The following is a 13764-nucleotide window of genomic DNA, read 5'->3' on the forward strand; positions in this document are numbered from 1 at the left end:
GCGGTTTTTGAGTGTGTCAAGTCCTCGCGAATTGAGCAGGAAATTCAAGCCGTAATGTAGCGGTATTCGAGCGTCGCGCGACAGTGGTTTGAGCTTGTGTGCAGTGGTCGGCTCGACCGGAGAACTGCGGATGACTGTGTCAAGTCCCGCCTTGCGCCCTGCAAGTAATTGACCTTAATTTGCCGCTGTATCGACAAGTCGTATCCATTTTTCCTCGAAGGGCTGCCCCGATGGCGCATATCGCCTTCTTCATTCTCCCCGCGGCCGGCCACGTCAATCCGACACTGTCCGTTGCGCGGGAGCTCGTCGCACGCGGCCACCGGGTCAGCTACGCCCTGTCCGAGAACTACGCCGAGCGGGTCCTCGCGACCGGGGCCGAGTTCATCCCCTACGCGATGGACCAGGACCGCTTCCTGGCCACGATGGTGCCGCAGCAGGACTCCGCCGAGTACACGGACCAGCAGGAGTTCGTGAACATGATGAAGTGGATGCTGGAGCTCACCCAGCAGACGCTCGGGCAGTTCGAGGAGCACTTCGAAGCCGACGGCCGTCCTGACGTGTTCGTGTGCGACCCGTCCTCGTTCTGGAGCGGGGCCATCCTCGCGGCGAAGTGGGGCGTGCCGGTCATCCGCAGTACGCCGACCTACGTGGCCAACGAGCATTGGTCTCTGCACCCGCCGGTCGACACGGCGGAGGAACAGCAGCAGGACCCGGAGACCGGGCAGTTGTTCGGGATCATCGCAGAGCTGCTGGCGGAGCACGGCGTGGAGAAGAGCATCGGGGAGTTCGCGGAGGACGTGCACTCGGGTCCCGCCCTGGTCTACCTGCCGCGTGCGTTCCAGTACGCCGGCGAAACCTTCGGCGAAGAGGTCGACTTCGTCGGCCCGTGCACGAGCGACAACAGCTTCCACGGCGACTGGGAGGCACCCGCGACGGGGCGTCCGCTCGCGCTGGTCAGCCTGGGCACTCTGTACAACAAGCAGCCGGAGTTCTTCCGCGCCTGCGTCGACGCCTTCGCTGACCTCGACTGGGATGTGGTGATCGCGCACGCCGGCGGCATCCCGGAGGGCGGTCTCGGTGAGCTTCCTCCGAACGTGCGGGTGCACTCCTTCGTGCCGCAGGGCGCGGTCCTCAAGCATGCGTCCCTGATGATCAACCACGGCGGTACGAGCACCGTGCTCCAGGCCGTGTCCGAGGGCGTCCCGGTCATCTCGGTGCCGCAGATGGCGGAGTTGCACGCGACCGCGACCCGGGTGGAGCAGCTGGGCGTGGGCGCCAAGATCCTGCGCAAGGACATCTCCCCGGAGAAGGTCCGCGAGACCGTGCTCGCACTGGCCGCCGACCAGTCGGTCGCGACGCGGGTGGCGTGGTTGCGGCAGGAGATCGAGTCCGCGGGGGGTCCCGCCGCGGCCGCCGCCGCGATCGAGCGGCTCCTTGTGCCGGCGCCAGCCGCCGGCTGAACTGCCGCGCCCGTCCGACGTCCCTTCAGATTTCTTGCCGAACTTCAGTTGAGGAAAGCCGACATGACAACACAGATCGCCGAGGCCGCGGACGCCGCGGACGCCGACACCCCGGAGACCGAGGCGCCGCACCCGCTGGCCCAACCCGCCAAGGCCAACGCGGAGGAGCTACTGGAGTGGTTCGCGCGCGGCCGCGCCGAGGCCCCCGTCTTCTGGGACTCGACGCGTTTCGCATGGCAGGTGTTCTCGTACGAGGACTACAACACGGTCTCCACCAACCCGCAGATCTTCTCCTCGGACTTCTCACCGGTCTTCCCGGTGCCGGAGGAGCTGGCGCTGCTGATGGGTCCGGGCACCTTCGGCGGCATCGACCCGCCGAAGCACGGCCCGTTGCGCAAGCTGGTCAGCCAGGCGTTCACCCCCCGCCGGATGGCCGCGCTTGAGCCTCGCATCGAGGAGCTCGCCCGCAAGCTGCTCGACGACCTCGGCGACCGTACCGAGATCGACGCGGTGACCGAGCTGGCGTACCCGCTGCCGGTGACGGTGATCGCGGAGCTGCTGGGTGTCCCGGCTTCGGACCAGGACCTGTTCCGCGAGTGGGTCGACGTCATCCTCAACAACGAGGGCATGGAGTACCCCAACCTCCCGGACGACTTCGCGGAGACGATGGGACCGGCCATCAAGGAGTGGGCCGCGTATCTGTACGCGAAGATCGCCGAGAAGCGGGCAGAGCCGTCCGACGACCTGATGAGCGGCCTCATCGAGTCCGAGGTCGACGGGCGCCGCCTCACCGACGAGGAGATCGTCAACATCGTGGCCCTGCTGCTGACGGCGGGCCATATCTCCAGCGCGACCCTGCTCAGCAACCTGTTCATCGTGCTGGACGGGCACCCGGAGGCGCAGGCGGAGTTGCGGGCCGACCGCTCGCTGATCCCGGGTGCCGTCGAGGAGGTCCTGCGCTACCGCAGCCCCTTCAACAACATCTTCCGGCTGTTGAAGGAGGACACCGACATCCTCGGCGTCCCGATGAAGGCCGGCCAGATGGTCACGGCCTGGAGCGCCTCCGCCAACCGCGACGCCGCGCAGTTCACGGAGCCCGACACCTTCGACATCCGCCGGACCGCGAACAAGCACATGGCCTTCGGCCACGGCATCCACCACTGCCTCGGCGCCTTCCTGGCCCGTATGGAGGCGAAGGTGTTCCTCAATCTGGCCTTCGACGCCTTCCCGTCGTTCACGGTCGACCTCGACAACGCGGAGTTCTACGAGGCGGATCAGTTGACCGCCCGGCACCTTCCGGTCTCCGTCGTCCGCGGCTGAACCAGCCGCGCCTCAAAGGCACCGGCCGGGCAGGGCAACCAGGGAGCGCGATCGCAATGTCGGTGAGCATCACCACAGAACCGAAGGTGGGCAGGTTGAAGCCCTGCGCCTTCATCGAGTTGGAGCAGCACAACGACGCACGGGGCAACCTGTCCGTCGTCGAGTCCGAATGGACGGTGGGCTTCCCGATCCAGCGGGTGTACTACCTGCACGACCTGGACACCGGCTCGTCCCGCGGCGGACACGCACACCGGGCGCTGGAGCAGCTCATCATCGCCGTCCACGGCAGTTTCACGATCACGGTGGACGACGGGTTCAACCAGACCGAGTTCCGCCTCGACGACGCCGGCCGGGGCCTGTACGTGGGGCCGATGGTGTGGCGGAACCTGAGCGACTTCTCGGAGGGCGCGGTCAGCGTGGTCCTGGCCTCGCTGCACTACGACGAGTCGGACTACTACCGCGACTACGACGAGTTCCTGCGGGATGCGAGGAGTGGACTGTGACGGTTCCGACCGTGGCGCGTGCGGCGCGCGTCCCCTTCTACGACCTCCAGGACCTGCACGCCATGGACGGTGTGCAGGCCGAGATCGACGCCGCCCTGCTGCGGGTCTCGCGCTCCGGGCGCTACCTCCTCGGCCCCGAGCTGGAGGCGTTCGAAGAGGAGTACGCCCGGTACTGCGAGAACGCCCACTGCGTCGGTGTCGGCAGCGGCATGGACGCCCTGGAACTGACACTGCGGGCACTGGGCGTCGGCGAGGGCGACGAGGTGGTCGTCCCCGGGCACACGTACGTCGCCACTTGGCTCGCGGTGTCGGCCACGGGGGCACGCCCGGTCCCCGTGGAGCCGGAGGCAAGCTCCTACCTGATCGACCCGGACCGCCTCACCGCCGCGATCACCCCGCGGACCAAGGCGGTCATGCCGGTGCACACGTACGGGCACCCGGTGGATCTCGACGCGATCGAGGCCGTCACCGCGCCCCGGGGTATCCCGGTCGTGGAGGACGCGGCCCAGGCGCACGGGGCCCGTTACAAGGGCCGGCGGATAGGCTCGCGGTACGCGGCGGCGTTCAGTTTCTACCCGGGCAAGAACCTGGGCGCGCTGGGCGACGGCGGCGCCGTGGTCACCTCGGACGCGGAGCTGGCCGAGCGCATCAGGCTGCTGCGCAACTACGGCTCCCGTGAGAAGTACGAGCACGAGGTGCGCGGCACCAACTCCCGGCTGGACGAGATACAGGCGGCGGCGCTGCGGGCGAAGCTCCCGTACCTCGACGCGTGGAACGCCCGCCGGAACGTCATCGCCGCACGCTACACAGAAGGCCTGTCCGGACTGCCGGGGGTGACCCCTCCGGCCGTCCGGTCCTGGGCGGAGCCCGTCTGGCACCAGTACGTACCGCGCACCACGCACCGCGAGGAACTGCGGCGGGCCCTGACCGATGCCGGAGTGGAGCACCTGATCCACTACCCGGTCGCCGTCCACCGTTCCCGCGCCTATGCGGGCACCGTGCCCGGACCGCTGCCGCGTTCCGAGCGGTTGGCGGCGGAGGTGCTGAGTCTGCCCATCGGTCCGCAGCTGACCGCCCAGGACGCGGAGACCGTCATCGCGGCGGTCCGTCATGCCACGGAGAACAGCCATGTCTGACGTTCCGAAGATCCCGAGCCCCTCGGCGCTCGGCAGTCCCGACTCCCGACGCCCGATGAAGGGCATCATCCTGGCCGGCGGCAGCGGCACCCGGCTGCGCCCGCTGACCGGTGCACTGTCCAAGCAGTTGCTGCCCGTGTACGACAAGCCGATGATCTATTACCCGCTGTCGGTCCTGATGCTGGCGGGTATCCGCGACATCCAGATCATCTCCGCGAAGAACCATCTGGAGATGTTCCGCGCGCTGCTCGGAGACGGTGAGCAGCTCGGCGTCCGCCTGAGCTATGCCCAGCAGGACGAGCCCCGCGGCATCGCCGAGGCCTTCCTCATCGGCGAGGAGCACATCGACGACAGCCCCGTGGCGCTGATCCTCGGGGACAACGTCTTCCACGGTCCCGGATTCTCCCAGCTGATCGCGCAGGCCGCGGCTCGCCTGGACGGTTGTGAGCTGTTCGGCTACCCGGTCAACGACCCCCAGCGGTACGGGGTCGGCGAGGTCGACTCCGAGGGCAACCTGGTCTCCATGGTGGAGAAGCCGGTCAAGCCGCGCTCCAACCTCGCGGTTACGGGCCTGTACCTGTACGACAACGACGTGGTGGACATCGCCCGCGGGCTGACCCCGTCGGCGCGCGGCGAGCTCGAGATCACCGACGTCAACCGGGAGTACCTGGCCCAGGGCCGGGCAAGGCTGAATCAGCTGGGCCGCGGGTTCGCCTGGCTGGACATGGGTACCCACGACTCGCTGCTGCAGGCCGGTCAGTACGTGCAGCTGCTGGAGCAGCGCCAGGGCGAGCGGATCGCCTGCGTGGAGGAGATCGCCCTGCGGATGGGCTTCATCGGCCCGGAACAGTGCTTCGCCCTCGGCAGCGACCTGGGCGCCTCCAGTTACGGCGACTACGTGCGGGAGATCGCCCGCCGTGCCGCCGCCGACGGGCCCGCCGCCGACTCCCCGGCTGCCTGACCCCCCGAAAGTCCACCCGCCCCACCCCCATTCTCGGAAAGGCCTGTTGGAGATGCGCGTCCTGGTGACCGGAGGTGCGGGCTTCATCGGCTCGCACTTCGTCAGAGAACTGCTGTCCGGGGCCTACCCGGGCCTTGAGGCGTCGCGGGTGGTGGTGCTGGACGCTCTCACCTACGCCGGGAACCCCGCCAATCTCGACCCGGTCCGCCACCATCCGGCTCTGGAGTTCGTCCACGGAGACATCTGCGACACGGAGCTGGTCGGACGGCTGATGGCCGGGACCGGCCTGGTGGTGCACTTCGCGGCCGAGTCGCACGTGGACCGCTCGATCGCCGACGCATCGGAGTTCGTGCGTACCAACGTGCTCGGCACCCAGACCCTCCTGCAGGCGGCCGTCGAGGCGGAGGTGGCGCGTTTCGTGCATGTCTCCACGGACGAGGTGTACGGGTCGATCGACTCCGGCTCATGGCCCGAGGACCATCCACTGCGGCCCAACTCCCCCTACGCTGCCTCCAAGGCGGCTTCCGACCTGCTGGTGCTGGCCTTCCACCGCACACACGGGCTGGAGGTGTGCGTGACACGCTGTTCCAACAACTACGGGCCCTACCAGTTCCCGGAGAAGGCGATCCCCCTGTTCACCACCAACCTGGTCGACGGGCTCGATGTGCCGTTGTACGGCGACGGCCTCAACAGCCGCGACTGGCTGCATGTGGACGACCACTGCCGGGGTGTCGCCCTGGTCGCGGAGAGGGGCCGGCCAGGCGAGGTCTACAACATCGGCGGTGGCACGGAGCTGACCAATCGTCAACTGATTGAACAGTTGCTGGCGCTGTGCGGCCGGGACTGGTCGGCGGTGCACGGCGTCGCCGACCGGGCCGCCCATGACCGCCGCTACTCGGTGGACACCTCGAAGATCTCCCGCGGGCTTGGCTATGAACCGCGGGTGCCCTTCGCGGAGGGCCTGGCCGCCACGGTGACCTGGTACCGGGAGAACCGCGCCTGGTGGGAACGGCTGAAGGAGCGCGCCGCGCTCCCGAGGCCCGCCGCACCCGTCGAGCAGCCGGTAGGTGCCCGTGCGTATCGATGAGACGGCCGTCCCCGGTACGTACCGGCTGCTGCCGGAGCGGTTCGAGGACGAGCGCGGCCATTTCTACGAGGCCGCCAAGCACAGCGAGCTCACGGCGGCGACCGGGCTGCCCTTCGAGGTGCGCCAGGTCAACAACTCCGTCTCGCGGCGCGGCGTCCTGCGCGGGCTGCACTGCAACGACGTGCCCGCCGACGCCGGCAAACTGGTCACCTGCGTCAGGGGCTCGATCCTCGACGTCATGGTCGACCTCAGGGAGGGCTCGCCGGCCTTCGGCCGGTACGCCGTGAACCGGCTCCACGCCGATGAAGGCACAGCCCTCTACCTGCCCGGCGGCATCGGCCACGCCTTCCTCGCACTGGAGGACGGCACCTGCGTCAACTACCTGCTGTCCGCGGAGTATGCACCCGGGGCCATGGTCGACGTCGACGCGCTCGACCCAGGGCTGGATCTGCCGTGGGAGCTCGACGGGCCCCCGATCCGCTCGGCGAAGGATGCCGCAGCGCCCTCCCTCGCCGAGGTCGTGGCATCCGGTCGGCTGCCGCGCTACGCACCGCTGCGCGAGGAGCTGATCCGGCCGTGACCGTACCCGCCACCCGCGGCAACGCCGCATCCGCCCAGAACCCACCCGCTTCCCCTTCCGGCGTGTGGCTGCGCCGCTACCGGCCCGTCGTGGACCCGGCCGTTCGTCTTGTGTGCTTTCCGCACGCCGGCGGTTCGGCCACGGCCTACCTGGGCCTCGCCGCCGGCCTCGCCGATGCCGGCATCGAGGTGCTGGCGGTGCAGTACCCGGGCCGCCAGGACCGGCGCGGTGAGCCTTTCGTCGAGACCGTTGACGCCCTGGTCGAGGCGGTGCTGCCGGAACTGGGGGAGTGGACCGGCCACCCGGTCGCCCTGTTCGGGCACAGCCTGGGCGGCACCCTCGCGTACGAGACGGCACGTCGGCTGGCCGAGCTGGGCGAAGCGCCCGTGCATCTGTTCGTATCGGGCCGCCGCGCGCCCACCGTACCGCGCACGGACACCGCGCACCTGCTGGACGACCGGGCACTGATCGCCCATATCGGCACCCTGGAGGGCACCGACCCGGTAGTGCTCCAGGACGAGGAGCTGTTGCGGATGGTGCTGCCGGCGCTCCGCAACGACTACGGAATGGCGGGCACCTACCGGCACCGCGCCGGGGCGCTCCCCGTGCCGTTGACGGTTCTCACCGGGGACCGTGACCCCAATGTCTCCGTCGAGGACGCGCGGCGTTGGTCCGAGGTGGCCGGGGGGCTGGTGGGGCTGCACGTGCTTCCGGGCGGGCACTTCTTCCTCAACGACCGCCTGGAATCCGTCTGCCACATCATCGAGGAGGCGCTGGACCATGTTCGCTGACACCGTGCCACGGGCCGGGGACCGCACGGACACCGCGAGGCGCCTGCTCACATCGGCCCGAACCCCCGACAGCGCGGCCATGCCCGTCGACCGGGTGCCGGGCTGGCTGGCCGATCAAGCCCGCGCGGGCAGCTTCCGGGTCACCCGGGTGCCGTTCGCCGCGCTGCGGGGCTGGTACTTCGGCGACGGCGGCAACCTGTGCCACGAGTCAGGCCGCTTCTTCGCCGTGGAGGGACTGCACGTCACCGCCGACGGGCTTCCGGAGCGGGGCTGGAAGCAGCCGATCATCGTGCAGCCGGAAGTCGGCCTGCTGGGGATCGTGGTGAAGGAGATCGACGGGGTCCTGCACTTCCTGATGCAGGCCAAGATGGAGCCGGGCAACCGCAACATGCTCCAGCTCTCCCCGACCGTGCAGGCCACGCGCAGCAACTTCACCGGGGTCCACCAGGGCCGCGGCATCCCGTTCCTGGACCTGTTCCTGGAGCGGGGTCGGGCACGGGTGCTCGTGGACGTGCTCCAATCCGAACAGGCCGACTGGTTCCTCGCCAAACGCAACCGAAACATGATCGTGGAGATCGACGGCCAGACCGAGATCGGCGAGATCGGCGAGGACTTCCGCTGGCTGACCTTCGGTCAGCTGCTGTGTCTGCTGCGGCTGGACAACGTGGTGAACATGGACACCCGGTCCATCCTGGCCTGCCTGCCCACCGCGGGCGCCGAGCCCGTCGGCATGGACTCCGATCCGGTGCTGCGTTCCTTCCACGACCTGTCGGCCCCCTCGGTGCACGGCATGTCCGAGGTCCTCAGCTGGCTGACCGGCATTCGGGCGGTGCGCCGGCTGGTCCAGCGCCGGGTTCCCCTCTCCGAGGTCGCCGAAGACGGCTGGGAGTTCACGGACGAGGAGATCGGACATTCCGGCGGCCGCAGGTTCCGGGTGATCGGCGCCGACGTCTCGGCGAGCAATCGCGAGGTCGCCTCCTGGACCCAGCCCCTGATCCAGCCCCAGGTGCCGGGCCTGATGGCCCTGATCGTGAAGAGGATCGGGGGCACCCTGCACGCCTTGGTGCAGGCCCGGGTGGACGTCGGGCACCTGAACGTCGCCGAGCTGGCGCCCACGGTGCACTGCCGCCCGGCTGACCACACGGGCCCGGGGACCGAGCCGTATCCGCCGTTCCTCGCCGACGTGCTGGCTGCTCCGAAGGTGCGGTTCCACTACGACGCGGTGCAGTCCGAGGAAGGCGGCCGCTTCTACCACGCGGAGAACCGGTACGCGATCACCGAGGTGTCCGACGACTTCCCCGAGGAAGTCCCGAAGGACTACGCCTGGCTGACCTTCGCCCAGCTTACCGAGCTGCTGGCGCACGGCAACTACCTCAACGTCGAACTGCGCACGCTTGTCGCCTGCGCCCACACCCTGTACTGACCGGTCCCGGCCCCGGCCGCCCGCACCCCCCGAGGACGTCATGCCCGCACCCCTGCGCTTCGGCCTTCTCGGCTGCGGCGACATCGCCGCGCGCCGCACCCTGCCGGCCCTGCTCCGCACCCCCGGACTGCGACTGGCCGCCGTGGCCGCGCGGGACCCCGCGCGGGCCGCGGGGTTCGCGGACCGCTTCGGGGGCGTCCCCGCGCCGTCGTACGAGGACCTGCTCGCGCGCCGCGATGTGGACGCCGTCTATCTGTGCCTGCCCACCATGCACCACGCCGTGTGGGCCGAACGCGCCCTGCGGGCCGGCAAGCACGTCCTGGTGGAGAAGCCGCTCGCGACCAACGGCGCCGACGCGGCGGCCCTGTACCGGCTGGCGCGGGAACGCGGCCTCGTCCTGCTGGAGAACTTCATGTTCCTCCACCACGGCACACAGCGGCGGGTCGCGGGCCTGTTGGCGGACGGGGCCCTGGGCGAGCTCCGCGCCGTCTCGGCGGCGTTCACGATCCCGCCGAGACCACCGGGGGACACCCGCTACGACCCGCGGACCGGCGGCGGGGCGCTCTTCGACAACGGGGTCTATCCGCTACGGGCCGCCCTGCGCTTCCTCGGCTGCGGCCTCAGCGTCGCCGGCGCGGTTCTGCGTGTCAGTGAGGAGCACGGCGTGGATCTCGCAGGGGCCGTGCTGCTGTCCGCTCCGGAGGGGGCGACCGCGCAGATCCGGTTCGGCATGGAGCACCACTACCGGTCCTGGTACGAGATCCAGGGCAGCGAGGGCACCCTGTCGGTGGACCATGTGTACACGACGGCGCCCGGCCACGAGTCTGTGGTCCGGCTTGCCACCGGTACCGGGCACACGGAGATCCGGGTGCCCGCGGAGGACCATTTCGAGGCCGTGCTGCGGTTCTTCGCCGCGGCCGTGCGCGTACCGGACGCGCAGCAGCCCGCCCTGTCGCTCCTCGGTGAGGAATCGCGGCGGCAGGCCGGGCTGCTGGACGAGATCGGCGCGGTGGCGGTCCACGTCAGCCGGTGACAGGGGCTCCGTCGCTCAGTTCGAGATGCGAGCCCTGGAAGGCCCTGCGCATCCGCCGGTCGTGGGTGACGATCACGACCGCCCCCGTGTAGTCCGCCAGCGCCTGCTCCAACTCCTCGACGAGCAGCGGGGACAGGTGGTTGGTGGGTTCGTCGAGGAGCAGCAGGTCCACGGGCCGGGTGACCAGGCGGGCCAGGTCGATACGGCGGCGCTGGCCCACCGACAGGGAACCGACCGGAAGGTCGAGCTCGGACTCGCGGAACAGGCCCAGGGACAGCAGCTGTCCGGTGAATTCGTCGGGGTGGCCGGGGCGGCCATCGGCGAATTCCGCGAGCACCGAGCGCCGGGGATGCTTGGGCAGTTCGTCCTGGCGCAGCCAGCCGATCCGCTCGGCCCGCCGCACGGTGCCGGCGTCGGGCTCCAGGTCGCCGGCGAGCACCCGCAGGAGGGTGCTCTTCCCCGCGCCGTTGGGGCCGGTGATCAGCAGCCGCTCGCCGTGGGCGAGGGACAGCCCGCCGATGCTGAGGCGGCCGTCGACGCGCAGGCCGTCGACCTCGGTGAGGGGTCCCTCCGGGGCCGCGGCGGCTTCGTCCCCCACCGCGATGGAGGCGGTGAAGCGCAGTGGATCGGGCGGCTGCGGCACCGGGTTGGCGCGTAGCCGGTTCAGCCGCTCGTTGGCGTTGCGGGCCTTGCTGGACGTGGAGGAAGAGGACGACCGGGCGCGGTGGTGCTCGGAGCCGCTGAAGGCCCAGGGCCCCTTCTTGGCGATGGTGGCCAGCATCCGGCCCGCGTTGGCCGCGAGGGTCTCCTGCCGGGCGATCTCGGCGAGGTGCTCCTCGTACTCCCGCTCCCAGCGGGCACGGGCGGCGGCCTTGGCGGTGAGGTAGCCCTGATATCCGTCGCCGTAGCGGTTCACGGTCTTGCGGTCCGGGTCGACCTCCAGGATCGCGGAGGTGACGGCCTCCAGGAAGGCGCGGTCGTGGGTGATGACGACGATGGTGCCGCGGTGGTCCTGCAACCGCTTCTCGAGCCAGTCCACGGCCTGGTCGTCCAGGTCGTTGGTGGGCTCGTCCAGAAGCAGCAGCTCGGGGGCCGCGGCCAGGGTGGCGGCGAGCGCCAGCCGGGAGCGTTCGCCGCCGGAGAGGGTGTCCACCGGGCGGTCGCGGTCGAGGCCGGGCAGGCCGAGCCCGTGCAGGGCCGCGTCCGCCCGGGCGTCCGCCTCGTAGCCGCCGCGGTCCTCGAACTCCGCCAGCAGGTCCCCGTACGCGGCGAGGAGCTGCGGGTCGTCGTCCACCAGCGCGTCCTCGACTTCGTGGAGCCGCCTCTCCAGGTCGCGCAGGTCGGCGAAGGCGCGGTCCAGCACATCTCTGACGGTGGAACCGGCCGGCATGTCGAGGCGCTGCGGCAGGTATCCGATGCCTCCGGGAGCGGTGACGGTCACCTCGCCGTTGTCCACGCCTTCGACCCCGGCGATGAGCCGGAGGAGGGTGGACTTGCCGGAACCGTTGTCACCGATGACACCGGCCTTCTCACCGGGCTTGACAGTGAGGGACACCCGGTCGAGTACGACGTGCTCGTCGTACCGCTTGGTGATCTCTTCCAGCGAGAGCTGGGAATGCACCCGTGATGCGGCGGGTGAGGACATGCGCATATGCGTACTCCTGGTGGTGCGGATCGGAGAGCGGTGACCGCGCCCTCCGTAAACTGCTTGACGGGGTCGAGCGTTGCGGGGTTGTCGGTGGCAGAGCGCCTCCCTGAGGTAGGTACGGGCCCGAACCCGTCGGCGCCCCCGCCGAGGATCTTCCGAACGGGCTCCCTCCGCAAGACGACGCCGTGCCCCGGGCGGCGGTGTCATCGCCCGCCGCACGGACCGCTGTCCGGCGGCTCGTTCGGGCGGCCGTCGGTGCGGGGCCGCGGTCCGGTGCGCGACCGGCCGAGACCGGTCGCGGTGGGAGGGACCGACCTGATGCCGGTCCATCGGACCAGGACGCGGTCGGGTTCAGTGGACGCCGGTGGTGAAGTCGCGGACGGAGCCGATCACGTAGTCGGCCATCTCCTCGGTAATGCCCGGGTAGACGCCGATCCAGAAGGTCTGGTCCGTGATCAGGTCGCTGTTGACGAGCGGCTCGGCGATGCGGTGGGGCTTCTCGGCGTACGCCGGGTGGCGGGTCAGGTTGCCCGCGAAGAAGCGACGGGTGTTGATGCGCCGCGACTCCAGGAACTCCACCAGCGCTGCCCGGGTGTAGGCGGCGTCGGGGGCCACCGTGATCAGGAAGCCGAACCAGCTCGGGTCGCTGTCCGGGGTCGGCTCCGGGAGCATCAGACCCGGCAGTCCGTCGAGCCCGGCGCGCAGCTGCGCCCAGTTGCGGCGGCGGGCGGTGCTGAACTCGCCGACGCGCTGCAGCTGGCTCAGGCCCAGAGCCGCCTGTAGGTCGGTGGCCTTCAGGTTGTAACCCACGTGGGAGAAGATGTACTTGTGGTCGTAGCCGTGCGGCAGCTTCCCCATCTGCTGGTCGAAGCGCTTCATGCAGCGGTTGTCCTCGCCCGGTTCGCACCAGCAGTCGCGACCCCAGTCGCGGAAGGACTCCACGATCCGCGCCAGCGCCAGGTTGCTCGTCAGGACGCAGCCCCCCTCACCCATCGCGATGTGGTGCGCCGGGTAGAAGCTGGTGGTCGCCAGGTCGCCGAAGGAGCCGGTACGCCTGCCCCGATAGGTGGAGTCGACCGCGTCGCAGTTGTCCTCGATGAAGAATAGGCCGTGCTCTTGGGCGAGTTGGGTCACCTCCTCCACCTTGAACGGGTTGCCCAGGGAGTGCGCGATCATGATCGCGCGGGTCTTCGGGCCGATGGCGGCCGCGATCCTCTCGGGGGTCGTGTTGTACGTACCCAGCTCGACGTCCACGAAGACCGGCACCAATCCGTTGTGCAGGATCGGGCTGACCGTTGTCGGAAATCCCGCCGCCACGGTGATGACCTCGTCGCCCGGCTTCAGGCGCTGCTCCTCCAGCTGCGGGGAGGTCAGGGAGCTGAGGGCCAGTAGGTTCGCGGAGGAACCGGAGTTCGTCAGATGCGCCTTGCGGGTGCCGATGAACCGGGCGAAGTCCCGTTCGAAGCGGCGCGAGCTGACGCTGGCGGCGATCCGCATGTCGAGCGCCGCGGAGACCAGTGCCAGCCGGTCCTCCTCGCTGAGCACGGCACCGGAGACCTGTACCGGGGAGACTCCGGGTACGAACGGGCCTGGGGCCTGCTCCCGGTGGTACTCACGGACGAGCTCCGCGATCCGGTCCTTGGTCTCGCCCATGGTCGTTACCCTTCTGATGGCACCGCTGACGGAACCGTGAGCCTAGACCGGGGAAGCACATCGAATCGTCAGAGCACCATTCGACTTCGTCAGGTCAGGGAGGAATTTCGGCGTGTGGCGAAAACTCTTCGCTCGGCAGAGAACGCGGCTCGCCAGCCGAGCGCTCGGA

12 protein-coding genes are annotated in these 13764 nt (G+C 69.7%); 10 read left to right on the top strand and 2 right to left on the bottom strand.

Annotated elements, in window-relative coordinates:
• The first annotated feature begins 230 nt into the window (after positions 1-230).
• The 10 genes from V1460_RS11355 (at position 231) to V1460_RS11400 (ending at position 10294) form a co-directional block, all read left to right on the top strand.
• On the top strand, positions 231-1460 hold the full coding sequence (locus tag V1460_RS11355; RefSeq protein WP_338673621.1) for a macrolide family glycosyltransferase: 1230 nt from the start codon (positions 231-233) through the stop codon (positions 1458-1460).
• A gap of 63 nt (positions 1461-1523) precedes the next feature.
• On the top strand, positions 1524-2780 hold the full coding sequence (locus tag V1460_RS11360) for a cytochrome P450 (RefSeq protein ID WP_338673622.1): 1257 nt from the start codon (positions 1524-1526) through the stop codon (positions 2778-2780).
• A 56-nt stretch (positions 2781-2836) separates the two neighbouring features.
• Positions 2837-3283: an FdtA/QdtA family cupin domain-containing protein gene (locus V1460_RS11365; RefSeq protein ID WP_338673623.1), complete on the top strand. Its 447-nt coding sequence runs from the start codon at positions 2837-2839 to the stop codon at positions 3281-3283.
• Positions 3280-4419, top strand: a complete 1140-nt coding sequence (locus V1460_RS11370) for a DegT/DnrJ/EryC1/StrS family aminotransferase (RefSeq protein ID WP_338673624.1) — start codon at positions 3280-3282, stop codon at positions 4417-4419. Before V1460_RS11365 ends, V1460_RS11370 begins: the two co-directional genes overlap by 4 nt.
• A gap of 55 nt (positions 4420-4474) precedes the next feature.
• Complete coding sequence (gene rfbA, locus V1460_RS11375) at positions 4475-5380, top strand: glucose-1-phosphate thymidylyltransferase RfbA (protein WP_338677998.1); 906 nt, start codon at positions 4475-4477, stop codon at positions 5378-5380.
• A gap of 52 nt (positions 5381-5432) precedes the next feature.
• Positions 5433-6467 (top strand): dTDP-glucose 4,6-dehydratase, encoded by a 1035-nt coding sequence (gene rfbB, locus V1460_RS11380; RefSeq protein WP_338673625.1) that lies wholly within the window; start codon positions 5433-5435, stop codon positions 6465-6467.
• On the top strand, positions 6454-7047 hold the full coding sequence (locus V1460_RS11385) for a dTDP-4-dehydrorhamnose 3,5-epimerase (protein WP_338673626.1): 594 nt from the start codon (positions 6454-6456) through the stop codon (positions 7045-7047). The genes rfbB and V1460_RS11385 overlap by 14 nt, the downstream gene beginning before the upstream one ends.
• Positions 7044-7838, top strand: coding sequence for an alpha/beta fold hydrolase (locus tag V1460_RS11390; RefSeq protein ID WP_338673627.1), 795 nt, complete (start codon positions 7044-7046; stop codon positions 7836-7838). Before V1460_RS11385 ends, V1460_RS11390 begins: the two co-directional genes overlap by 4 nt.
• The gene (locus V1460_RS11395; RefSeq protein ID WP_338673628.1) at positions 7828-9261 is read left to right on the top strand and encodes an NDP-hexose 2,3-dehydratase family protein; all 1434 of its coding nucleotides are present in this window, start codon (positions 7828-7830) and stop codon (positions 9259-9261) included. Before V1460_RS11390 ends, V1460_RS11395 begins: the two co-directional genes overlap by 11 nt.
• A 40-nt stretch (positions 9262-9301) precedes the next feature.
• Complete coding sequence (locus V1460_RS11400) at positions 9302-10294, top strand: Gfo/Idh/MocA family oxidoreductase (RefSeq protein WP_338673629.1); 993 nt, start codon at positions 9302-9304, stop codon at positions 10292-10294.
• Here V1460_RS11400 and abc-f read toward each other — a convergent pair.
• Positions 10284-11939 (bottom strand): ribosomal protection-like ABC-F family protein, encoded by a 1656-nt coding sequence (gene abc-f, locus V1460_RS11405; RefSeq protein ID WP_338678000.1) that lies wholly within the window; start codon positions 11937-11939, stop codon positions 10284-10286. The genes V1460_RS11400 and abc-f overlap by 11 nt on opposite strands.
• Positions 11940-12293: 354 nt before the next feature.
• Positions 12294-13595, bottom strand: coding sequence for a lipopolysaccharide biosynthesis protein RfbH (gene rfbH, locus V1460_RS11410; RefSeq protein WP_338673630.1), 1302 nt, complete (start codon positions 13593-13595; stop codon positions 12294-12296).
• Between the last annotated feature and the right edge of the window lie 169 nt (positions 13596-13764).

Origin of the sequence: Streptomyces sp. SCSIO 30461 (assembly GCF_037023745.1) — a bacterium.
GTDB lineage: Bacteria > Actinomycetota > Actinomycetes > Streptomycetales > Streptomycetaceae > Streptomyces.